Origin of the sequence: Streptomyces sp. NPDC058662 (genome assembly GCF_042716255.1) — a bacterium.
Taxonomy (GTDB): Bacteria; Actinomycetota; Actinomycetes; order Streptomycetales; family Streptomycetaceae; genus Streptomyces.
On sequence record NZ_JBHXRU010000080.1, the window covers coordinates 1 to 21,694 of the forward strand.

Consider the following 21,694-nt stretch of genomic DNA (forward strand, 5'->3'; position numbering starts at 1 on the left):
CGGCGTTCGGGCGGGCCGGGGCGCGGGCCAGCGGTAGTTGCGGCCCCCCCCCCCGGCCCCGGGCCGCGGCCCCCCGGTTACCGACCCCGTCCCCCGCCCCGCCAGGCCCCCCCGTGCGGGGGGAGGGGCGACGGCCAGTCACGCCGAGACGGAAGCGGAGGGGGTCTTACGCATGGGTGGCGAATTCGGATCCGCGAGGAGCCGGGGCCCGCAGCCCTGGCCTTCGGCCGGCGCCCGTCCCCGCCCCGGCGGTGGACGGTCCGGAACCGGTACCGGTTCGTCCGCCCGGGGCGCCCACAACCCGACCGCCCGGCACGCCGGGCTCGTCGCGCTCGCCGTCTGCGTCGGCGTCTGGCTCGTGACCAGCGGTTCCCGTGAGCCCGTCGGGCCGCCCCTGCCCTCCCCCGCCGAGGCCCTGAGCGCCGACGGCTTCGCGGGCGCCGGCATCGCCCCGCTGCCCGGCTCACCGCCCACCCGGATCCGGATCCCCTCCATCCGCGTCGACGCCCCGCTGACCGGCCTGGGCCTGGAGCGGGGTGGCAGCCTCGAAGTCCCCCCGCCCGCCCGGCGCGACCTGGCCGGCTGGTACCGCGACGGCACGACTCCGGGCGCCCCCGGTACGGCCGTCGTCGCGGGGCACGTCGACGACGCCGCCGGCCCGGGGGTGTTCTACCACCTGGGCGCGCTGCGGCGGGGAGCGGCCGTGGAGATCCCGCGCGCGGACGGGCGTACGGCCGTGTTCACGGTGCACGCGGTGGAGGTCTACGACGCCGCGGCCTTCCCCGACTCCCGCGTGTACGGGCCCTCGCGCAGGGCGGAGCTGCGGGTGATCACGTGCGGCGGCGGTTTCTCACCGCGCACGGGCTACCGGGGCAACGTGGTCGTCTTCGCCCACCTCACCGGCACGTACTGAGGCTTCCGGCCGAGGCCGCCGCCCGTCAGCCCCACTGCTCGAAGCCGAGCTTGACGATCAGCGCGCCCACGACGGTCAGCAGCACGCCCCGGACGAAGCCGCTGCCCTTCTTGAGCGCCATCCGGGCGCCGACCATGCCGCCGGCCAGGTTGAACACCGCCATCAGCGCGGCCAGCTGCCAGAGCACCATGCCCTGGTACGCGAACATCGCGAGCGCTCCGGCGTTGGTGCACACGTTGACGATCTTGGCGGTCGCGGAGGCGGTCACCAGGTCGAGGTGGAGCAGCGCCGTGAGGGCCAGCACCAGGAAAGTGCCGGTACCGGGCCCGATGAGGCCGTCGTAGAAGCCGATGCCGAGACCGGCCAGTCCGATGGTGAGCAGGACGCGGCCGCGGCTGACGGGCGAGGCGGCCGGGGCGGTGCCGAAGGCGGGCCGGAAGAGGACGAAGGCGGCGACGACGACCAGCACCACCATGATCATCGGTCGCAGCGCGTCCTTGCTGATCCCTCCGGCGAGGGCGGCGCCGCCCATCGAGCCGGCGAGCGCGGCCAGGCCGACGCGGACGGCGAGTTTCACGTCCACCGGCGCTTTGCGCACGTAGGTCACGGCCGCGCCGGCGGTGCCGACGATGGCCACCGCCTTGTTGGTACCGAGGACGGTGGCGGGGTGGGCGTTCGGCAGGCCGAGCAGCAGGGCGGGCAGGAGCAGCAGGCCGCCGCCGCCCACCACCGCGTCGATCCAGCCGGCCGCCGCCGCGGCCACGCACAGCACGATGATCATCGTTGTTGATATGTCAGGCACGGTCACGACCCTAGGGACCGGTTCGGTGCACAGACCATCAATCCTCGGAAACTTGCGCAAAGGTTGAGCTTCGCCCGGCCGGCGCCCGGTCCGGGGCCACGGGAGCGGCCGGGTCCACGACCGCAGTGAGCACGCTCGCGGCCAGTGCGGCGGCCAGCCCGAGCCCGGCCGCCAGCCGTCGCGCGGGCGGTACGCAGGCCGGCGCGGCCAGCCACGCCCGCGCCGCGGAGGGCTTGCGGTGGCGCGGCGGGGCGCTGCGGCGGCCGTCGGGAGCGCGCCCCGGGACGGGCACGGACAGGGTGACGTGCAGCGGATGGCGCACGGGGCGGGGCCTCTCAGAAGGGGCGGGGGCTCAGGCGGTGAAGCACTCGCTGTGGATCGAGGCGGCCGGCACCCCGGCGCGCAGCAGCGCGGTCCGGGTCGACTCCGTCATCCCGGGCGGCCCGCACAGGTAGACGTCGTGCTCGGCCAGCCCCGGCACCAGGTCGGCCAGGGCCCGGGGCGCGAGCGGGTCACGGGCCGCGTCCGACGGCCCGAGCAGGTAGTGCAGTGCGGCCTGCCGCCCGGCCGCGATGGCCTCCAGCTCGGCGCGCAGCACCAGGTGCTCCGCGCCCTTGGCCCGGTAGAGCAGGGTGAGGTCCCCGGGACCGCCCGGCAGCGTCTCGAACAGGGCCCGCATCGGGGTGATCCCCACCCCGCCCGCGATGAGCAGCACCCTGGGGCGGGTCCGGCGGGCGGCGGTGAGCGCCCCGAACGGCCCGGTGGCCAGGACCCGCGTGCCGGGGCGCAGCCGGCGGACGCGGCGCGAGTGGCCGCCCAGGCCCTTGACGGTGATCCGCAGGGTGTCCCCCCGCACCGGCGCGGACAGCGAGAACGGCAGGGCGGTGTGCCACAGCCGCCGCTGGAGGAACCGCCAGCGCAGGAACTGCCCCGGTTCGGCCCGCAGTTCCGCCAGGTGCTCGCCCCGGACGACGACGGAGACCACCCCGGGCCCCTCGGCCCGGACCTCCGCGACCCGCAGCGCGTGCCGCAGTGCCTGCCGTACGGGTACCACGACGCGGTACCAGAGCAGCAGGACGGCGACCGCGGTGTGGGCGAGCGCCCAGAACCAGGCGACCGGCGCGAGATCGGGCCCGGCGAGCTGGTGGCCGAAGCCCAGCGCGGCGGCGAGGTGGACGAGCAGGTGAACACCGCGCCAGGTCTCGTGCGACAGGCGCCGCCGTACCGCGCGGGCGGAGGTCGCACCGACCGCGGCCAGGAGGGCGGTGCCGGCCGCGGCGGCGGCGAGCGCCGGGTAGCCGAGCAGCTCACGGGCGGCGGTGACCACGTCGACGCGCTCGTGCACGGCGTAGCCGAGCAGGGCGAAGAGCCCGTGCCCGAGGCAGAGCAGCAGGACGTAGCGGCCGCCGCGGGCGTGCCAGCGGGCGAGCCGGTCGGCGCCGACGCCGTGCTCCACGGCCGGTACCCGGGCCATCAGGAACAGCACCACGAGCACCCCGTACCCGGCGAGCAGGCCGGTCAGGTGCGCGGCCGTGGCGAAGAGGGCCTCGGGCCGGGCGGAGGGCCGGACCTGCACCGCCCACAGCAGGGCCACCGCCCCCGTTCCGCCCAGGATCCCGCCCCTGACCCGCACCGCCGCATCACGCATGAACGTCACGCTAAGGGCACCGCCGGTGACGCGGATGATCCTTAAGACGGCCTTGAGCAGGGCCTCACCGACCCTTAACCCGGGCGCTGAGGTCGGTGTTCCGTCCGGGAAACAGAGGCGATGCGGTGGGGAAACAGCGACCGCGCACGCTCGTGCCATGACCTCGGAGCAGCGTGTGGTGGTGATCGGCGGCGGCCTTGCGGGCCTGCGGCTCGCGCAGCGGATGGGACCTGCCGCGGCGGTGACCGTCCTCGGCGAGGAGAGCCGCCCGCCGTACAACCGCGTGCTGCTCGCCGAGGTGCTGGCCGGCCGGTACGCACCGGAGGTCACCGCGCTCCCGTCCCCCGGCCCGATGCTGCGCCGGGGGGTCCGGGCGGTCCGCGTCGACCGCGCGGAGCGGGCGGTGCACTGCGACGACGGCACGGTGGAGCGGTACGACACGCTGGTGATGGCCACCGGGTCCAACCCGGTGCTGCCCCCGCTGCGGGGGCTGTTCGAACCCGAGGGGCGGGAGCTGCCGGACGGGGTGCACGCGTTCCGCACCATGGACGACTGCCTGGCCCTGTCGGCGGCCGTCCGCCCGGGTGTGCGGGCGGTGGTGATCGGGGGAGGCCTGCTGGGCGTCTCGGCGGCCCGGGCGCTCGCCGCCCGCGGTGCGCAGGTGGTCCTGGCGCAGCAGGGCGAGCGCCTGATGGAACGCCAGCTGGACGCGGACGCCTCCGCCCTGCTGCACACCCACCTCACCGGTCTCGGTGTGGAGATCCACACGGAGTGCCGCGTCCGCGGCCTCCTCACCGCGGGCCCCTTGCCGGCGCCTCCGCCCGGTTCCCGTCCGCCGCTCCCGGGCCGGCCGGCCGAGGCGGGCCGCGGCGACCGCCGGGTCACCGGCGTCGAGCTCGCCGACGGCTACCGGCTGGACGCCGACGTCGTCGTGCTGGCCTGCGGCGTGCGGCCCCGTACCGGGCTCGCCTCGGCCGCCGGGCTGGTGGTCCGCAAGGGCATCGTGGTCGACGACCGGCTCCGCACCAGCGACCCCCGCGTCCACGCCATCGGCGACTGCGCCGAGCACGCCGGGCGGGTGTACGGCCTGGCGGGCGCCGCCCTGGAGCAGGCCGACGCGCTGGCCTCGGTCCTCACCGGCACAGCCGCGAGCACCGGCACGGCCGCAAGCACCGGCACCGTGACCGGCACCCGTACCTCCGGCGCCGCCCCCGGCCTCCCGGCCCCGTACGCCGGCACCCGGGCCCTGACCCGCCTCACCCTCGGCGCGACCGCCCACGGGCACTTCGACCTCGCCGCGTTCGGCGAGACCACCGCCCTCCCCGGCGACGACGTGGTCCGCCTCGCCGACGCCACCCGCCGGACCTACCGGAAGGTCGTCGTCCGCGGCGACCGCCTCGTCGGCGGCGTACTGCTCGGCGAGCTCTCCACCGTGGGCGCCCTCGCCCGCGGCTGGGAGGGCGACGAGCCCCTGCACGACCCCGCCGACCTGTTCCATCTGCTCACCGACGACGGAGGCCACTGACATGACCAAGCCCCTGCCCACGATCGTGCTCATCGGGCACGGCATGGTCGGCCAGCGCTACCTGGAGGCGCTCGCCGAGCGCGGTGCCACCCGGACCCACCGGATCACCGTGCTCTGCGAGGAGCCCCGGCCCGCCTACGACCGCGTGCACCTGACCTCGTACTTCTCCGGGAGCACCGCCGAGGACCTGTCGATGACCCCGGCCGGGTTCATGGATGAGCACGGCATCGCGCTCCACCTCGACGACCCCGCCGAGCACATCGACCGGGACGCCCGCACCGTCACCTCCCGCTCGGGGCAGGTCTTCCCGTACGACGTCCTCGTCCTGGCCACCGGCAGCTACCCCTTCGTGCCGCCCGTTCCCGGCAAGGACGCCCCCGGCTGCTTCGTGTACCGCACGATCGAGGACCTCCTGGCCATCGAGGAGTACGCGAAGGGCCGCACCAGCGGCGCGGTCGTCGGCGGCGGCCTCCTCGGGCTCGAAGCGGCGGGCGCGCTCCAGGGGCTCGGCCTCGCCACGCGGGTCGTGGAGTTCGCACCGCGCCTGATGCCCGTCCAGGTCGACGACGGCGGCGGCGCCGCCCTGCTGCGCACCATCGAGTCCATGGGCCTGACCGTGCACACCGGCGTCGGCACCCAGGAGGTGGTGACCGGGGAGGACGGAGCGGTCAGCGGCATGCGACTCTCCGACGGCTCCACCGTCGACGCCGACCTCGTCGTCTTCTCGGCCGGTGTCCGCCCCCGCGACCAGCTGGCCCGCGAATCCGGACTGGACGTCGGCGAGCGCGGCGGCATCGCCGTCGACGCCCGCTGCCGCACCTCCGACCCGCACGTCTACGCCATCGGCGAGTGCGCGCTGGCCTGCGACGGCCGCGTCTACGGGCTGGTCGCCCCCGGCTACGAGATGGCCGAGACGGCCGCCGACGACCTGCTGGGCCGGGAGAAGGAGTTCACCGGCGCCGACCTGTCCACCAAGCTCAAGCTGCTCGGCGTCGACGTGGCCTCCTTCGGCGACGCCCACGGCGCCACCCCCGGCAGCCTCGACGTCGTCTGGTCCGACTCGCGCACCGGCGTCTACAAGAAGCTGGTCGTCTCCCCCGACGGGATCCTGCTCGGCGGGGTGCTGGTCGGCGACGCGGACTCCTACGGGCTGCTGCGCCCCCTCACCGGCAGCGTGCCGCCCGTCACCCCCGAGCAGCTGGTCCTGCCCGCCGGCCTCGGCGCGCCCGTCGCCCTCGGCCCCTCGTCGCTCCCCGACCACGCGGTGATCTGCTCCTGCCACAACGTCACCAAGAAGGCCATCACCGCCTGCTCCACCGTCCCCGAGGTCAAGAAGTGCACCAAGGCGGGCACCGGCTGCGGCAGCTGCCTCAAGGTGATCGGCCAGCTGCTGCCCGCCGCGGCCGACCAGGGCCTGTGCGGCTGCTTCCCGTACACCCGCTCCGAGCTGTACGAGATCGTCCGCACCCGCCGGCTGACCTCGTACGAGCAGCTGCTCGACGGCCACGGCCGCCCCGAGGCGCGCGGCGGCGACGGCTGCGAGGTCTGCAAGCCGACCGTCGGCTCGATCATCGCCTCGCTCGCCGCGACGCTGGGCACGAGCGGCTACGTCCTGGACGGCGAGCAGGCCTCCCTCCAGGACACCAACGACCACTTCCTGGCGAACCTGCAGCGCAACGGCTCGTACTCGGTCGTCCCGCGCATCCCGGGCGGAGAGATCACCCCCGACAAGCTGATCGTGATCGGCGAGGTGGCCCGCGACTTCGGCCTCTACACGAAGATCACCGGTGGCCAGCGGATCGACCTGTTCGGCGCGAGCGTCGACCAGCTCCCCCGGATCTGGGCGCGCCTCGTCGACGCCGGCTTCGAGTCCGGGCACGCGTACGGCAAGGCCCTGCGGACGGTGAAGTCCTGCGTGGGGCAGACCTGGTGCCGCTACGGCGTGCAGGACAGCGTGCGGATGGCCATCGACCTGGAGCTGCGCTACCGCGGGCTGCGCGCCCCGCACAAGCTCAAGTCGGCGGTGTCCGGCTGCGCCCGCGAGTGCGCGGAGGCGCAGAGCAAGGACTTCGGGGTCATCGCGACCGCGAGCGGCTGGAACCTCTACGTCGGCGGCAACGGCGGCGCCACCCCGCGCCACGCCGACCTGCTGGCCCAGGACCTCTCCGACGCCGAACTCATCCGCCTCATCGACCGGTTCCTGATGTTCTACATCCGCACGGCCGACCGGTTGGAGCGGACCTCCACCTGGCTGGAACGGCTGGAGGGCGGCCTGGACCACCTGCGGGACGTCGTCGTGCACGACTCGCTGGGACTGTGCGCCGAGCTGGAGTCCCTGATGGCCGACCACGTGGCGCACTACCGCGACGAATGGGCCGAGACGCTGGAGGACCCGGAGCGGCTGCGCCGCTTCGTCTCCTTCGTCAACGCCCCCGGCGCCCCCGATCCGACCGTGCGCTTCGTCCCCGAGCGGGACCAGGTCAAGCCGGACCTGACCGTCCTCACCCTTCAGCCGCTGGAATCCCTGGGAGGCACCCGATGACCGTAGAGCTGCGCGTGGCCGAGGGCTGGCTGACGGTGTGCGAACTGTCCTCGCTCACCCCGGGCCGCGGGGTGGCCGCCCTGCTGCCCGACGGGAGCCAGGCCGCGGTGTTCGTCGACCGCTCGGGGCGTACGTACGCCATCGGCAACCAGGACCCCTTCACCGGGGCGCACGTGCTCTCGCGGGGGCTGCTGGGCTGCGCGGGCGGACGGCCCTTCGTGGCCTCGCCGCTGCTGAAGCAGCGCTTCGACCTGGAGTCGGGGCGCTGCCTGGACGACGAGGAGGTGGCGGTCCGGACCTACCGGGTGCGGACCGCCGCGACCTCCTGAGCGGCGCGCGGGCGGTCAGCCCTGGAGGGCCGCCGGGTCCATCCACATGATCTCCCAGGTGTGGCCGTCGAGGTCGTCGAAGGCGCGGCCGTACATGAACCCGTGGTCCTGGGCCGGCCGGGGCTCGGTCGCCCCGGCCGCGACGGCCCCGTCGACGAGCTCGTCGACGGCGGTGCGGCTCTCGGCGCTCAGGCAGAGCAGGACCTCGGAGGTCCGGCTGGCGTCCGCGATCTCCTTGTGGGTGAAGTCCTTGTAGCGGGCCTCGGTCAGCAGCATCGCGACGATGGTGTCGCTGATGACCATGGAGGCGCAGTTCTCGTCGCTGAACTGGGCGTTGAAGGAGTAGCCGAGCTTGCCCCAGAAGGCCTTGCTGGCGTCCAGGTCCTTGACCGGCAGGTTGACGAAGATCATGGTGGCGGACATCTCGGTCCCTCTTCTCTCGCATCGCTGGCGCGCCCCGTGCGGCGCTTCCGAGAGGTGGACCGAGGCGCCGGGCGGGAATCATCGGTGCCGGGCGAAGTTTTTCGAATTCTCCGCGGCGGCGGCACGAAGGTACAGGCCAGGACGGTGACAGCGGCGCACGGACGCGCCGCCGTACGGGGCCTCAGGCCGCCGAGCGCAGCTCCACCGCCGCCAGCGGTACGAAGCCCACCCGGCCCTCGCCGCGCAGCGGGCCGGGGCCCGGGCCGTCGCCGTCCCCGCCGGTCAGCCGCTTGTGCAGGGCCAGCGCGATCCGCTCTCCCTGCGCCTTGGCCCGTTCCGCGTTCGGCCCCCGGTGCAGGCCGTCCACGGCCGCGGTCCACAGCTGCACCCAGCGCCCGAAGTCCGCGGCGGTCATGGACCGCGCCGCGTGCAGGGCGGCGTGCGGCGCGAAGGCGTCGCGGCGGTAGTGGGCCGTGCGGAAGAGGGCGCGCTCCCAGAAGTCGGTGATCCTGGGCAGGTGCGCGTCGAGGTCCGTGCCCGCGAGATCGGTGAAGAAGGGCCCGATCCGCCGGTCGGCGAAGGCGGCGGTGTAGAAGCGGCGCAGCACGACCTCCAGGTCGGCGCGGCCGGAGATGTCGGCAACGACGGAGTGCTTCATCCTTCCACCATCCTCCCCCATGCGCCCTGTCCCCGGGGTACGAAGTCCCCGCCGGAGGATTGAACCCCGGCCGGTCGCTCGGGCGTAATGAGGAGTTGACGTCACGTCAACTGGCGTCTTCTAGGTTCCTCGACGCGTGCGACCCCGCGTCCGACCGGCTGCGGGGCCTTTCCTCCCACAGGAGTGACCGTGGAACGTCGTAACTTCCTTCGCGGTGCCGTCATCGGCACGTCGGCGGCCGCCTTCGGCGGCACGCTGATGCGCGGTGCCGCCTACGCGGCTCCCGCGCAGCCCGGTCCCGGCCCCTACGGGGCGCTGGGCGCGGCGGATGCGAACGGCATCATGCTCCCCGCCGGCTTCACCAGCCGGGTGATCGCCCGCTCGGGCCAGACCGTCAGCGGTACCTCGTACACCTGGCACAGCGCCCCGGACGGCGGCGCCTGCTTCGCCGACGGCTCCGGCTGGATCTACGTGTCCAACTCGGAGATCAACCCGAGCGGCGGCGCGAGCGCGGTGCGGTTCAACTCCTCCGGGACCGTCACCGGCGCCTACCGCATCCTCTCCAACACGCGGCAGAACTGCGCGGGCGGCAAGACCCCGTGGAACACCTGGCTGTCCTGCGAGGAGGTCGACCGCGGCTACGTCTACGAGGCCGACCCGTACGGTGTGAACGCCTCCGTGCAGCGGCCCGCGATGGGCCGGTTCAAGCACGAGGCGGCGGCGGCCGACCCGGTGCGCCAGGTGATCTACCTGACCGAGGACGAGAGCAGCGGCTGCTTCTACCGGTTCGTCCCCACCACCTGGGGCGACCTCTCCTCCGGCACCCTCCAGGTCCTGAAGGCCGGCACGGCGACCTCCGGCTCCTTCACCTGGGCCAATGTCCCCGACCCGGACGGCTCGCCGACCGCGACCCGCAGCCAGGTCTCCGGCTCGAAGAAGTTCAACGGCGGCGAGGGCTGCCACTACGCCAACGACACGGTCTGGTTCACCACCAAGGGCGACAACCGCCTCTGGCAGCTCAACCTCGCCAACAACACCTACGAGCTGGCCTACGACGACTCGCTGGTGCCCGGCGGCGCGGCGCCGCTGACCGGCGTCGACAACGTCACCGGCTCCTCCTACGGGGACCTGTACGTCGCCGAGGACGGCGGCAATATGGAGATCTGCGTGATCACCCCGGGCGATGTGGTGGCGCCGTTCCTGCGCATCACCGGCCAGTCCTCCTCGGAGATCTGCGGCCCGGCCTTCTCCCCGGCGGGCAACCGGCTGTACTTCTCCAGCCAGCGCGGTACGAGCGGCAGCTCCACCGGCGGCATCACCTACGAGGTCACCGGCCCGTTCCGGGTCTAGGACCGGCCCGGCCGTCCCCCGGACCGGGTCCGGGGGACGGCTCCCGTCAGGAGGCCACGGCGCCGCCCTTGAGGAGGGCGGCGCCCAGCGGGGTCACCGTGTGCAGGACGGCGTTCCCGTGCCGCAGGGTGGTGACCAGGCCCGCTTCGCGCATCACGCCGGCGTGCTGGCTCGCCGAAGCCAGCGAGACCCCGGCCCGGCGGGCCAGCTCACTGGTGGTGGCGCCGTCGCCGATGGCCCGCAGCACCACCGAGCGGGTGTGCCCGACCAGCTTGCCCAGGGTGCGCTGGCGCTGCTCCTCCACCGGCCGGGCGGCCTCGCCGCCGGCGGGTGCCGAGGCCAGCTGCGCGGCCGCCGGGTAGACCAGCACCGGCGGCAGCTCCGGGTCGTGCAGGGTCACCGCGGTGCGCCGGCAGAAGAAGGACGGCTGGAGCAGCAGCCCGCGCCCCCGGAGCCGGACGTCCCGGTCCACGGGGTAGTCGCACTCCAGCACCGGCGCCCGCCACCGCAGCATCGGCGGCAGCGAGGCCAGCAGCTCGTCCGCGCCCCCGTCCAGCAGCGCCCGGCCGCGGGCGGCCCGCTCGGCCTCTATCTGGGCCTGGATGTGGGTCCAGTACGGCTCCACGGCCGCCCGGTGGTACGCGCGCAGCTCCCCGAGCAGCCTGGGCAGGTGCCGGGGGCCGTCGTCGAGCAGCTCCCGCAGCCTGGGCGGCAGGGGGGCACCCGGGCCGAGCCCGCCGCCCGGGTCCGCCGGGCGTCCCAGGCCCGCTCCGATGCCCGCGGCGGCCCGCGCGCCGACCTTCGCGGTCAGCAGCAGGAGCTCGCGCCGCATCCGCTCGGGCCGGATCCCGCGCAGGGCGTCCAGGGCCACGTCCCACCCGTACTGACCCTCCACGGGGGTCAGGAAATCAGGGAAATAGCCACGACTCGGTATGAGCATACCGAGCATACGTGTTTCACTATTCAACCGGCTCCGGGCTTCCGTTCGCCATTCACCGAACAACCGCGCATCACGCCGGTCCCTTAACCGGTGAAAGCTGAGAATCGTTTCCCACAACGCATCGGGACGCCCTGCCATCCGTACGCGTGCCAGGTCCACTCCAGTGAAATGGATACGCAGCACCGAACCCCCACCTGTGCAACCGCAATCCCCCCGCCCTATGAGTATGCATGCCGTCACACGTGGTCACCACGCCCTTTCAGCCACAGTTGAAACCCCTTTCGGCAGAGGCGTGACAACCGAAATCCTGTACTCCGCCGGGCACACTCCGGTGCGACCGAAACGCTCCGCGAAGGCCGTGGGGGGCTTTGCGGGGCCTGGCGGTCGGTCGCACCGGGAAGCGCCGACGTGCCCGGCAGAATGACAGCGGCGGTGGACGGGTGGGGATCCGTCCACCGCCTGCTGGCGTAAAGATTTGTTGAACAACAAATAGGTGCGCCCGCCCCCAGGGCGTCAGGGAACCCGGGGGCAGGCGCAGTCAGTGGCCCTCTCGGGCGGGGGGTCAGCGGCTGTCGCTGCCCTTCGACTCGGCGGCCGCGCGACCGGCCTCAAGTCGCGCCACCGGAATCCGGAACGGCGAGCAGGAGACGTAGTCGAGGCCCACCTCGTGGAAGAAGTGGACGGACTCGGGGTCTCCGCCGTGCTCGCCGCAGACACCGAGCTTGAGGTCGGGGCGGGTGGCCCGGCCGGCCTGGACGGCGCTGCGGACGAGAGCGCCCACACCGTCCTTGTCGATGGTCTCGAAGGGCGAGACCCCGAAGATGCCCTTCTCCAGGTACGCGGTGAAGAAGCTGGCCTCGACGTCGTCGCGGGAGAAGCCCCACACCGTCTGGGTCAGGTCGTTCGTACCGAAGGAGAAGAACTGGGCGGCCTCGGCGATCTGCCCGGCCGTCAGAGCGGCGCGCGGCAGCTCGATCATGGTGCCGATGCTCAGCTGGAGGCTGGTGCCGGTGGCGGCCTCGACCTCGGCGATGACCTGGTCGGCCTCGTCGCGGACGATCTCCAGCTCCTGCACGGTGCCGACGAGCGGGACCATGATCTCGGCGCGCGGGTCGCCCTTGGCGTTCTTGCGCTCGGCCGCGGCCTCGGCGATCGCGCGGACCTGCATCTTGAACAGGCCGGGGATGACCAGGCCGAGGCGGACGCCGCGCAGACCCAGCATCGGGTTCTGCTCGTGCAGCTTGTGCACGGCCTGGAGCAGGCGCAGGTCGTTCTCGTTCGCGTCCTTGCGGGACTCGGCGAGGGCGACGCGCACCGACAGCTCGGTGATGTCGGGCAGGAACTCGTGCAGCGGCGGGTCCAGCAGTCGGACGGTGACGGGCAGGCCGTCCATCGCCTCGAACAGCTCGACGAAGTCCTTCTTCTGCAGCGGCAGGAGGGCACTGAGTGCCGCCTCGCGCTCGTCGTCGGTGTCCGCGAGGATCAGTCGCTCCACCAGTTCGCGGCGCTCGCCGAGGAACATGTGCTCGGTGCGGCACAGCCCGATGCCCTGGGCCCCGAACCGGCGGGCGCGCAGCGCGTCCTCGGCGTTGTCGGCGTTGGCGCGCACCCGCAGGCGCCGGACGCGGTCCGCGTACGCCATGATCCGGTGCACGGCGGCGACCAGCTCGTCGGCGTCGTCGGCGCCGGCGTGCATACGGCCCTCGAAGTACTCGACGACCGGGGAGGGTACGACGGGTACCTCACCCAGGTACACCTTGCCGGTGGAGCCGTCGATGGAGACGACGTCGCCCTCTTCGATGACCGTCTCGCCGACCGTCATGCGGCGGCGCTTGGTGTCGACGTCGAGCTCCTCCGCGCCGCAGACGCAGGTCTTGCCCATGCCGCGGGCGACGACGGCGGCGTGCGAGGTCTTGCCGCCGCGCGAGGTCAGGATGCCCTCGGAGGCGATCATGCCGTCGAGGTCGTCCGGGTTGGTCTCGCGGCGGATCAGGATGACCTTCTCGCCGGAACGGGACCACTTGACGGCCGTGTACGAGTCGAAGACGGCCTTGCCGACCGCCGCGCCCGGGGAGGCGGCGATGCCGCGGCCCAGGAGCGTGGTCCTGGCGGCCTCGTCGAAGCGCGGGAACATCAGCTGGGCCAGCTGGGCGCCGTTGACGCGCTGGAGCGCCTCCGCCTCGTCGATCAAACCCTGGTCGACCAGCTGGGTGGCGATCCGGAAGGCCGCGCCCGCGGTGCGCTTGCCGACGCGGGTCTGGAGCATCCACAGCTGGCCGCGCTCGATGGTGAACTCGATGTCGCAGAGGTCCTTGTAGTGGTTCTCCAGCGTCGTCATGATCGTCATGAGCTGGTCGTACGAGGCCTTGTCGATGGACTCCAGGTCCGCGAGCGGCACGGTGTTGCGGATACCCGCGACGACGTCCTCGCCCTGGGCGTTCTGGAGGTAGTCGCCGTAGACGCCCGCGTGGCCGCTGGCGGGGTCGCGGGTGAAGGCGACGCCGGTGCCGGAGTCGGGGCCGAGGTTGCCGAAGACCATGGAGCAGATGTTGACGGCGGTGCCCAGGTCGCTCGGGATGCGCTCCTGGCGGCGGTAGAGCTTGGCGCGGTCGGTGTTCCACGAGTTGAAGACGGCCTCGACGGCGAGGTCCATCTGCTCGCGGGCGTCCTGCGGGAACTCGCGGCCGGCTTCCTTGGCCACGATCTTTTTGAAGTGCTTGACCAGCTTCTTCAGGTCGGCGGCGTCGAGGTCGGTGTCGACGGTGACCTTCTTGGCGGCCTTGGCCTCGTCGAGGGCGTCCTCGAAGAGCTCTCCCTCGACACCCAGGACGGTCTTGCCGAACATCTGGATGAGGCGGCGGTAGGAGTCCCACGCGAAGCGCTCGTCGCCGGCCTGCGAGGCGAGGCCGGTCACGGACTCGTCGGAGAGGCCAATGTTGAGGACGGTGTCCATCATGCCGGGCATCGAGAACTTGGCGCCGGACCGCACGGAGACCAGCAGCGGGTCGTCCGACTGGCCGAGCTTCTTGCCCATCTTCGTTTCGAGCGCGTCCAGGTGGGCACTGACCTCGTCGCGCAGCTCGGCCGGGGCCGTGCCGCTGTCGAGGTAGACCTTGCACGCCTCGGTGGTGATGGTGAAGCCGGGAGGAACCGGGAGACCCAGGTTGGTCATCTCGGCGAGGTTGGCTCCCTTGCCGCCGAGAAGGTCCTTGAGGTCGCGGTTTCCCTCGGTGAAGTCGTAGACGAACTTCTGATCTTTGTTTTCCGACACGGGTCTCGACTCCTCGAGGACTCGGGTGGCTGCCCTGACGGCCAGGAACATACCCAGATCGAAGGCTTATGGGTACGTCCACTTGGCGGTCATACGGCCGTAACCACCCGTGCGCCAGGAGATCGAAAGTAACTCCACGGTAGCCAGAACATACGAAGAGTCTTCACATCCCGAAGGAATGTGTGCTCATCGAGGCCTGATCCTGCTCGGATGAGCGATCATCGATCCCTTTGTATTCAAGAGTTGAACACACAAAGGGTGGCACCCAGTGCCACCCTTTGGAAGTCTTATCCGTGACTTTTGCGCTCATGTGAGCGCAACCCCACCCATGCGTGGCGTATGTCACGCCGCCCACGGCACGGTTTGCCAGCCGCGCTCAGCCTCCGGACGTGTCCAGTTCGGCTTCCTCGCTCACACCGGCACAGTCGTACGGATCCTTCAGCCAGCCATCGGGCAGGACAACCCGGTTGTTTCCGGACGTCCGCCCCCGCGGGCCGTCCGCGCTGTCGGGCCATCCTTGATCCAGATCCAGCTCGCTCAGATGAGCGTCCAGCTCGGCCAGGGAGGAGGTGACGGCGAGCTTCTTGCGCATCTCGGACCCCACGGAGAAGCCCTTCAAGTACCAGGCCACGTGCTTACGGAAGTCGATCACCCCGCGCGCCTCGTCGCCGATCCACTCCCCCAGCAGCTGCGCGTGCCGGTGCATGGTGCCCGCCACCTCGCGGAGCGTGGGCTTGTGGAAGTCCTCCGGCCGCCCCTCGAAGGCCGCCACGAGGTCGTTGAACAGCCACGGCCGCCCCAGGCAGCCGCGTCCGACGACCACGCCGTCGCAGCCGGTCTCGCGGACCATGCGCAGCGCGTCCTCGGCGCACCAGATGTCGCCGTTGCCGAGCACCGGGATCTCCGGCACGTGCTCCTTGAGCCGCGCGATGGCGTCCCAGTCGGCGGTGCCCCCGTAGTGCTGCGCGGTGGTGCGGCCGTGCAGGGCTATGGCGGTGACCCCTTCCTCGACGGCGATGCGGCCCGCGTCGAGGTAGGTGAGGTGGTCGTCGTTGATGCCCTTGCGCATCTTCATGGTCACCGGGAGGTCGCCGGCGCCGGCGACGGCCTCGCGCAGGATCGCGCGCAGCAGGTTCCGCTTGTACGGGAGGGCCGAGCCGCCGCCCTTGCGGGTCACCTTGGGGACGGGGCAGCCGAAGTTCAGGTCGATGTGGTCGGCGCGGTCCTCGTCGACGATCATGCGGACCGCCTTGCCGACCGTCGCGGGGTCGACCCCGTACAGCTGGATCGAGCGGGGCTTCTCGGTCTCGTCGAAGTGGATCAGCTGCATGGTCTTGTCGTTGCGTTCGACCAGGGCGCGCGTCGTGATCATCTCGCTCACGAACAGCCCCTTGCCGCCCGAAAACTCGCGGCAGAGGGTACGGAACGGGGCATTGGTGATGCCGGCCATGGGCGCGAGCACCACCGGCGGCTGCACGGTGTGCGGGCCGATCGCGAGGGGCGGCGGGAGCGTGGTCATCCGCCCATTGTCCCGCATGCCGGGGCGGTGGGGCGGACGTACCATCGGCCGCATGATCGAGCCGAGTCAGCCGGGCCGCCGCCAGCGCGTCATCGTCCTGGCGATCTGCTGCATGAGCCTGCTGATCGTCAGCCTCGACAACACCGTGCTCAATGTGGCGCTCCCCTCGATGCGCCGGGATCTGGACGCCTCCGTCGCGGGGCTGCAGTGGACCATCGACGCCTACACCCTGGTGCTGGCCTCGCTGCTGATGCTCGCCGGCTCCACGGCGGACCGGATCGGCCGCCGCAAGGTGTTCGTCGCGGGCCTGGTGCTCTTCACCGTGGGCTCCGTGCTGTGCTCGCTGGCCCCCGGCCTCGGCTGGCTCGTGGTCTTCCGGATGGTGCAGGCCGTCGGCGGCGCGATGCTGAACCCGGTGGCGATGTCGATCATCACGAACACCTTCACCGATCCGGCCGAGCGGGCCCGTGCCATCGGCGTGTGGGGCGCGGTCGCGGGCATCGCCATGGCCGCGGGTCCCCTGATCGGTGGACTGCTCGTGGACTCGGTGGGCTGGCGCTCGATCTTCTGGGTCAACCTGCCGTTCGGTCTGGTCGCGCTCGCGCTGACCCTGCGCCACATCCCGGAGTCCCGGGCGGCGCGGCCGCGGCGGTCCGATCCGGTGGGCCAGCTGCTGGTGATAGCGCTGCTGGGCAGCCTGACGTACGGGATCATCGAGGCCCCGGCCGCCGGGTGGCGCTCACCGCTGATCGCCGGCTGCGCCGTCGTCGCCGTCGCTTCGTTCGCGGGCCTGCTGATCTACGAGCCCCGGCGCGAGGAGCCGCTGATCGACCTGCGGTTCTTCCGCAGCGCTCCGTTCAGCGGCGCCACCGTGATCGCGATCAGCGCCTTCGCCGCGATGGCCGGCTTCCTCTTCCTCAACACGCTCTACCTCCAGGACGTGAAGGGGCTCAGCGCGCTGCACGCCGGCCTGTACATGCTGCCGATGGCCGCGCTGACATTCCTGTTCGCGCCCGTGTCGGGGCGGCTGGTGGGGACCCGGGGGCCGCGGCTCCCGCTGCTGATCGCGGGCGTCGCGATGGCCGCCAGCGGGCTGCTGTTCGCCGTCTTCGCGGCCGAGATTTCCACGCCGCTGCTGTTCACCGGGTACGTGCTGTTCGGGCTCGGCTTCGGCATGGTGAACGCGCCGGTGACGAACACGGCGGTGTCCGGGATGCCGCGCGCCCAGGCGGGCGTGGCGGCCGCCATCGCGTCCACGAGCCGCCAGACGGGCAGCATGCTGGGCATCGCGATCGTCGGCGCGGTACTGGCGGCGGGGCTGGCGGGGGGCTCCGACTTCGAGACGGCGGCCCGGCCGGCGTGGTGGATCATCGCCTTCTGCGGGGCGCTGGTGCTGGTGGTGGGCGTGGCGACGAGCGGGGCCTGGGCCCGGGAGACGGCGGCCCGCACGGCCCGCACCCTCGACCCCGCCTCCGCCCGCACGCCGGCGGACGCCTGAGGCCGTAGGGCGGCGCGGGCCCGGCGGCGCTCCGGCGGGGCGGACGGGGGCTCCGGCCGTCCGGCGGCGGGGGCGGGCGGCGTGGCGCGCTACTCCTGGCAGTCGAAGCCGTCCGCCCGCGTGTCGATCCTCGCGAGCAGGTCGCGGAGCGTGTCCCGGTCCGACGGGGAGAAGCCGGCGAACAGCCCCTGCTCCACCTCGTCGAGGGCCGCGTTCGTCCGGCCCAGGGCCGTGGAGCCGGACTCGGTGATGGCCACGTTGTGGCGGCGGCGGTCCGCCGGGTCCCGGCGGCGTTCGGCCAGGCCGTCGCCCTCCAGGTCGTTCAGGATCCCGACGAGCACGCTCGGGTCCACCTCCAACCGGTCCGCGAGCGCGCGCTGGCTGATGGGGCCCTCCTCCAGGTGCATGAGGGTCATGGCGTGCCGCGGGGTGAGACCGGCCGCGCTGAGCGCCCTCTTCATCCGGACCTGGGTGACCGAGCCGTGCCAGGCGAGCAGCAGCCCGAGCCGTTGCGGGGGGTGTGGTCCGTCCTGAGCTGCCGTCATGTCCACATCGTAACAACCGAGAAATGATTGCGGAGGGCCGATCGTTGATGATATTCAATGATTAGATACCATCGACCGTTGGAGCCCCCGTGTTCACTGCCTACGCCGTCGTCGCCGGCCTGCTCGCCCTCACCCTGATCGCCTCCGCCACGCTCACCCTCCGGCGCAACGACCAGATCCTCGCCAACATGCGCAAGGTCGAGGTGCCGGAGTCCTGGCTGCCGCGACTGGCCGCAGTCAAGGCCGCCGGCGCGGTCGGGCTGATCGCGGGCCTGTGGATCGCGCCGCTCGGCGTGGCGGCCGCCGTGGGCGTGACCCTGTACTTCATCGGGGCCGTCATAAGCCACCTGCGTGTCAAGGACTACGAGCTGGCGCCGGCGGCGGTCCTCGCCGTCCTGGCCGCGGCGGCCGTGGTCCTGCGCGTCGCGGCGTAGCGTTCGCGGCCCCTCCAGCCTTCCCTGGGCACCACCGTCGCCCTGACGAGTGACAGATATTGAAATCTGTCACTCGTCATGCCACTCTCGTTCCATGACTACGAACGAGAACGCCCTCGCGACCGCACCCGGAGCCGCCACCCGCCGTCTCGGCGCGAACGGGCCCCGGGTCTTCCCCCTCGGGCTCGGCTGCATGGGCATGTCCGCGCTGTACGGGGAGGCCGACCGCGCCGAGTCGATCGCGACGGTGCACGCGGCGCTCGACGCCGGTGTCACCCTGCTCGACACCGGCGACTTCTACGGCATGGGGCACAACGAGCTGCTGATCAACGAAGCCCTGCGGACCGCGCCGGCCGGGGCGCGTGAGCGCGCCCTGACCAGCGTCAAGTTCGGCGCCCTGCGGACGGTCGAGGGCGGATTCACGGGATACGACGGGCGCCCCGAGGCCGTCAAGAACTTCCTGGCCTACTCGCTCCAGCGGCTCGGCCGGGACCACATCGACATCTACCGGATCGCCCGCGTGGACCCGGACGTGCCCATCGAGGAGACCGTCGGAGCCATCGCCGAGGCCGTCGAGGCCGGACACGTACGCCATATCGGCCTGTCCGAGGTGGGCGCGGACACCCTGCGCCGGGCCGCCGCCGTGGCACCGATCTCCGACCTGCAGATCGAGTACTCGCTGATATCGCGCGGCATCGAGCGGGAGATCCTGCCGACCGCCCGCGAGCTCGGCATAGGGGTGACGGCGTACGGGGTGCTGTCCCGGGGTCTGATCAGCGGGCACTTCACCCGCGACCGCGTGCTGGCACCGGGTGACTTCCGCGGCATGAGCCCGCGCTTCCAGGGGGACAACCTCGACCGGAACCTCGCCCTGGTCGAGGCGCTGCGCGGGGTCGCGCAGGGCAAGGGCGTCAGCGTCGCGCAGATCGCCATCGCCTGGGTGCTCTCACGGGGGCCGCTGCTGGGCGTGGACATGGTGCCGCTGGTCGGCGCCCGGCGCCGGGACCGGCTCGCCGAGGCCCTGGGAGCCGTGGAGGTCGTGCTCAGCGCCGCCGACCTGGCCGCCGTCGAGGAGGCGATACCGGCCGGCGCCGCGGTCGGCGAGCGGTACCCGGCGGCGCAGATGGCCCACTTGGACAGCGAGCACTGAGCGGGCGGTACGGTCGTACACATGCCTCCCGCCGCTGCCGAACCGCTGAACCCCGAGCGCATCCTCGAAACGACCGAGGAGGTGCTGCGCCGCTTCGGTCCCACCAAGGCGACCGTCGTGGACGTGGCCCGTGCCCTGGGCGTCAGCCACGGCAGTGTGTACCGGCACTTCCCGTCGAAGGCGGCGCTGCGCGAGGCCGTCACCGACCGCTGGCTCGCCAAGAGCGTCGTCCAGCTGGAGGAGATCGCCGCGGATCCGGCCGGCAGCGCGCCCTCCAAGCTGGAGGCGTGGCTGGAGGCGCTCTTCGAGGCCAAGCGCCGCAAGGCCGGCGCCGATCCGGAGCTGTTCGCCACCTACACCGTGCTGCTGGCCGAGAGCAGCGGCGTGGTCGACGCCCACCTGAGCCAGCTGATCTCCCAGCTGACCCGGATCATCGCCGAGGGCGTGGCGGACGGGTCGCTCGCCGCCGAGGACGTGCCGGCCGCCGCCCGCGCGGTCTTCGACGCCACGGGCCGCTTCCACGACCCCCAGTACGCGGGCGACTGGGTGTCCCCCACGATCGTCGCGGAGTTCGAGGCGGTCACCGCGCTGGTCGTCCGGGGGCTGCGGGCCTGATCCGGCCCCGCCCCGGACGGACCGGTGGCCCGGTGCGCCGTGCGCGCCGGGCCACCGGTTCTCCGCCGCTGCGGGCCTAGCAGCCGAGCAGGCGGCTGCCGAGGTAGCTCTGGATCTGGTCCAGGGAGACGCGCTCCTGCTTCATCGTGTCGCGCTCGCGCACGGTGACGGCGTTGTCGTCCAGGGTGTCGAAGTCGACGGTGACGCAGAACGGCGTACCGATCTCGTCCTGGCGGCGGTAGCGGCGGCCGATGGCGCCCGCGTCGTCGAACTCGATGTTCCAGTTCTTGCGCAGGTCGGCGGCGAGGCCCTTGGCCTTCGGCGTCAGCTGCGCGTTGCGGGACAGGGGCAGCACGGCGACCTTGATCGGGGCCAGGCGCGGGTCGAGGCGCATCACGGTGCGCTTCTCCATGACGCCCTTGGCGTTGGGGGCCTCGTCCTCGTTGTACGCGTCGAGCATGAAGGCGAGCATGGCGCGGTTCACACCGGCCGCCGGCTCGATGACGTACGGGGTGTAGCGCTCACCGGCCTCCTGGTCGAAGTAGGTGAGGTCCTGGCCGGAGGCGGCGGAGTGGGCCTTGAGGTCGAAGTCGGTGCGGTTGGCCACGCCTTCGAGCTCGGAGAACTCGTTGCCGCCGAAGTTGAAGCGGTACTCGATGTCAGCGGTGCGCTTCGAGTAGTGGGACAGCTTCTCCTTCGGGTGGTCGTACCAGCGGATGTTCTCCTCGCGGATGCCCAGGTCGCGGTACCAGTTCCACCGCTCGGCCATCCAGTACTCCTGCCACTGCTCGTCCTCGCCCGGCTTGACGAAGAACTCCATCTCCATCTGCTCGAACTCGCGCGTGCGGAAGATGAAGTTGCCCGGGGTGATCTCGTTGCGGAAGGACTTGCCCATCTGCGCGATGCCGAAGGGGGGCTTCTTGCGCGAAGTGGTCTGCACCTGGGCGAAGTTGGTGAAGATGCCCTGGGCGGTCTCGGGCCGCAGGTAGGCCTTGGAGCCGGTGTCCTGGGTCGGGCCGAGGTGGGTCTCCAGCATGCCGGAGAACTGCTTGGGCTCGGTGAACTGCCCCTTGACGCCGCAGTTGGGGCAGTTGACGTCGGCGAGGCCGTTCGCGGGCTGGCGGCCGTGCTTGGCCTCGTACGCCTCCTCCAGGTGGTCGGCGCGGTGGCGCTTGTGACAGGAGGTGCACTCGGTCAGCGGGTCCGAGAAGGTCGCGACGTGGCCGGAGGCCACCCAGACCTCGGGGGCCAGGATCACGGACGAGTCGATACCGACGATGTCCTCACGGCCGGTGACCATCGCCTTCCACCACTGGCGCTTGATGTTCTCCTTGAGCTCGACACCCAGCGGGCCGTAATCCCAGGCGGCCTTGGAGCCGCCGTAGATCTCACTGCACGGGAAAACGAAGCCACGGCGCTTGCTCAGGCTGACGATGGTGTCGATCTTGTCGGCGGCCACGGTGCTCTCTTCATTACGAGGACGAACGGCGAATGCCTCAGGTTACCGGCGCCCGCACCCCCCCTTTCAAATC

The 21,694-nt window shown here is 72.2% G+C and carries 18 protein-coding genes; 9 read left to right on the forward strand and 9 right to left on the reverse strand.

The window, feature by feature from the left end:
• The first annotated feature begins 172 nt into the window (after window positions 1-172).
• Window positions 173-913, forward strand: a complete 741-nt coding sequence (locus tag ACFWUQ_RS23815) for a class F sortase (RefSeq protein WP_384541410.1) — start codon at window positions 173-175, stop codon at window positions 911-913.
• A 25-nt stretch (window positions 914-938) separates the two neighbouring features.
• On the opposite strand, the gene ACFWUQ_RS23820 is transcribed toward ACFWUQ_RS23815, so the two are convergent.
• Complete coding sequence (locus ACFWUQ_RS23820) at window positions 939-1,715, reverse strand: sulfite exporter TauE/SafE family protein (RefSeq protein ID WP_384541413.1); 777 nt, start codon at window positions 1,713-1,715, stop codon at window positions 939-941.
• 352 nt (window positions 1,716-2,067) lie between these two features.
• Window positions 2,068-3,363: a ferric reductase-like transmembrane domain-containing protein gene (locus ACFWUQ_RS23825; RefSeq protein WP_384541415.1), complete on the reverse strand. Its 1,296-nt coding sequence runs from the start codon at window positions 3,361-3,363 to the stop codon at window positions 2,068-2,070.
• Window positions 3,364-3,520: 157 nt separating this feature from the next.
• Between ACFWUQ_RS23825 and ACFWUQ_RS23830 the strand changes: the two genes are divergently transcribed.
• Genes ACFWUQ_RS23830 through nirD form a run of 3 tightly spaced genes read left to right on the forward strand, consistent with a single transcriptional unit; the run spans window position 3,521 to window position 7,759 of the window.
• Window positions 3,521-4,888, forward strand: a complete 1,368-nt coding sequence (locus ACFWUQ_RS23830) for an NAD(P)/FAD-dependent oxidoreductase (RefSeq protein ID WP_384541417.1) — start codon at window positions 3,521-3,523, stop codon at window positions 4,886-4,888.
• Window position 4,889: 1 nt separating this feature from the next.
• On the forward strand, window positions 4,890-7,430 hold the full coding sequence (nirB, locus tag ACFWUQ_RS23835) for a nitrite reductase large subunit NirB (RefSeq protein WP_384541420.1): 2,541 nt from the start codon (window positions 4,890-4,892) through the stop codon (window positions 7,428-7,430).
• Window positions 7,427-7,759 carry a nitrite reductase small subunit NirD gene (nirD, locus tag ACFWUQ_RS23840; protein ID WP_384541423.1) on the forward strand — a complete coding sequence of 111 codons (333 nt, stop codon included), beginning with the start codon at window positions 7,427-7,429 and terminating at the stop codon, window positions 7,757-7,759. The genes nirB and nirD overlap by 4 nt, the downstream gene beginning before the upstream one ends.
• Before the next feature lie 15 nt (window positions 7,760-7,774).
• Here nirD and ACFWUQ_RS23845 read toward each other — a convergent pair whose 3' ends face one another.
• Both ACFWUQ_RS23845 and ACFWUQ_RS23850 read right to left on the reverse strand, forming a co-directional pair.
• On the reverse strand, window positions 7,775-8,182 hold the full coding sequence (locus ACFWUQ_RS23845) for a VOC family protein (protein ID WP_384541425.1): 408 nt from the start codon (window positions 8,180-8,182) through the stop codon (window positions 7,775-7,777).
• A 181-nt stretch (window positions 8,183-8,363) separates the two neighbouring features.
• Window positions 8,364-8,840: a group III truncated hemoglobin gene (locus tag ACFWUQ_RS23850; RefSeq protein ID WP_384541427.1), complete on the reverse strand. Its 477-nt coding sequence runs from the start codon at window positions 8,838-8,840 to the stop codon at window positions 8,364-8,366.
• 189 nt (window positions 8,841-9,029) lie between these two features.
• Between ACFWUQ_RS23850 and ACFWUQ_RS23855 the strand changes: the two genes are divergently transcribed.
• The gene (locus tag ACFWUQ_RS23855; RefSeq protein WP_384541429.1) at window positions 9,030-10,190 is read left to right on the forward strand and encodes an alkaline phosphatase PhoX; all 1,161 of its coding nucleotides are present in this window, start codon (window positions 9,030-9,032) and stop codon (window positions 10,188-10,190) included.
• Window positions 10,191-10,236: 46 nt separating this feature from the next.
• Here ACFWUQ_RS23855 and ACFWUQ_RS23860 read toward each other — a convergent pair whose 3' ends face one another.
• The 3 genes from ACFWUQ_RS23860 to dusB form a co-directional block, all read right to left on the reverse strand.
• Window positions 10,237-11,313 (reverse strand): helix-turn-helix domain-containing protein, encoded by a 1,077-nt coding sequence (locus ACFWUQ_RS23860; RefSeq protein ID WP_384541432.1) that lies wholly within the window; start codon window positions 11,311-11,313, stop codon window positions 10,237-10,239.
• 379 nt (window positions 11,314-11,692) lie between these two features.
• Window positions 11,693-14,401, reverse strand: coding sequence for a pyruvate, phosphate dikinase (ppdK, locus tag ACFWUQ_RS23865; protein WP_384541435.1), 2,709 nt, complete (start codon window positions 14,399-14,401; stop codon window positions 11,693-11,695).
• Between the two features lie 376 nt (window positions 14,402-14,777).
• On the reverse strand, window positions 14,778-15,938 hold the full coding sequence (gene dusB, locus ACFWUQ_RS23870) for a tRNA dihydrouridine synthase DusB (RefSeq protein ID WP_384541438.1): 1,161 nt from the start codon (window positions 15,936-15,938) through the stop codon (window positions 14,778-14,780).
• 34 nt (window positions 15,939-15,972) lie between these two features.
• Here dusB and ACFWUQ_RS23875 point away from each other — a divergent pair, with 34 nt between their 5' ends.
• Complete coding sequence (locus ACFWUQ_RS23875) at window positions 15,973-17,418, forward strand: MFS transporter (protein ID WP_384541441.1); 1,446 nt, start codon at window positions 15,973-15,975, stop codon at window positions 17,416-17,418.
• 89 nt (window positions 17,419-17,507) lie between these two features.
• Here the strand turns inward: ACFWUQ_RS23875 and ACFWUQ_RS23880 are convergent, their stop codons facing one another.
• Window positions 17,508-17,963: a MarR family winged helix-turn-helix transcriptional regulator gene (locus ACFWUQ_RS23880; RefSeq protein WP_384541443.1), complete on the reverse strand. Its 456-nt coding sequence runs from the start codon at window positions 17,961-17,963 to the stop codon at window positions 17,508-17,510.
• Window positions 17,964-18,052: 89 nt separating this feature from the next.
• Between ACFWUQ_RS23880 and ACFWUQ_RS23885 the strand changes: the two genes are divergently transcribed.
• The 3 genes from ACFWUQ_RS23885 to ACFWUQ_RS23895 all read left to right on the forward strand — a co-directional run bounded on the left by ACFWUQ_RS23885 (window position 18,053) and on the right by ACFWUQ_RS23895 (window position 20,162).
• A complete protein-coding gene (locus ACFWUQ_RS23885) occupies window positions 18,053-18,397 on the forward strand; it encodes a DoxX family protein (RefSeq protein ID WP_384541446.1) in 345 nt (114 codons plus the stop codon).
• Between the two features lie 94 nt (window positions 18,398-18,491).
• Window positions 18,492-19,547: an aldo/keto reductase gene (locus tag ACFWUQ_RS23890; RefSeq protein ID WP_384541449.1), complete on the forward strand. Its 1,056-nt coding sequence runs from the start codon at window positions 18,492-18,494 to the stop codon at window positions 19,545-19,547.
• Between the two features lie 21 nt (window positions 19,548-19,568).
• Window positions 19,569-20,162, forward strand: a complete 594-nt coding sequence (locus ACFWUQ_RS23895) for a TetR family transcriptional regulator (RefSeq protein WP_384541451.1) — start codon at window positions 19,569-19,571, stop codon at window positions 20,160-20,162.
• 76 nt (window positions 20,163-20,238) lie between these two features.
• Here the strand turns inward: ACFWUQ_RS23895 and ACFWUQ_RS23900 are convergent, their stop codons facing one another.
• The gene (locus tag ACFWUQ_RS23900) at window positions 20,239-21,621 is read right to left on the reverse strand and encodes a glycine--tRNA ligase (RefSeq protein WP_384541454.1); all 1,383 of its coding nucleotides are present in this window, start codon (window positions 21,619-21,621) and stop codon (window positions 20,239-20,241) included.
• Between the last annotated feature and the right edge of the window lie 73 nt (window positions 21,622-21,694).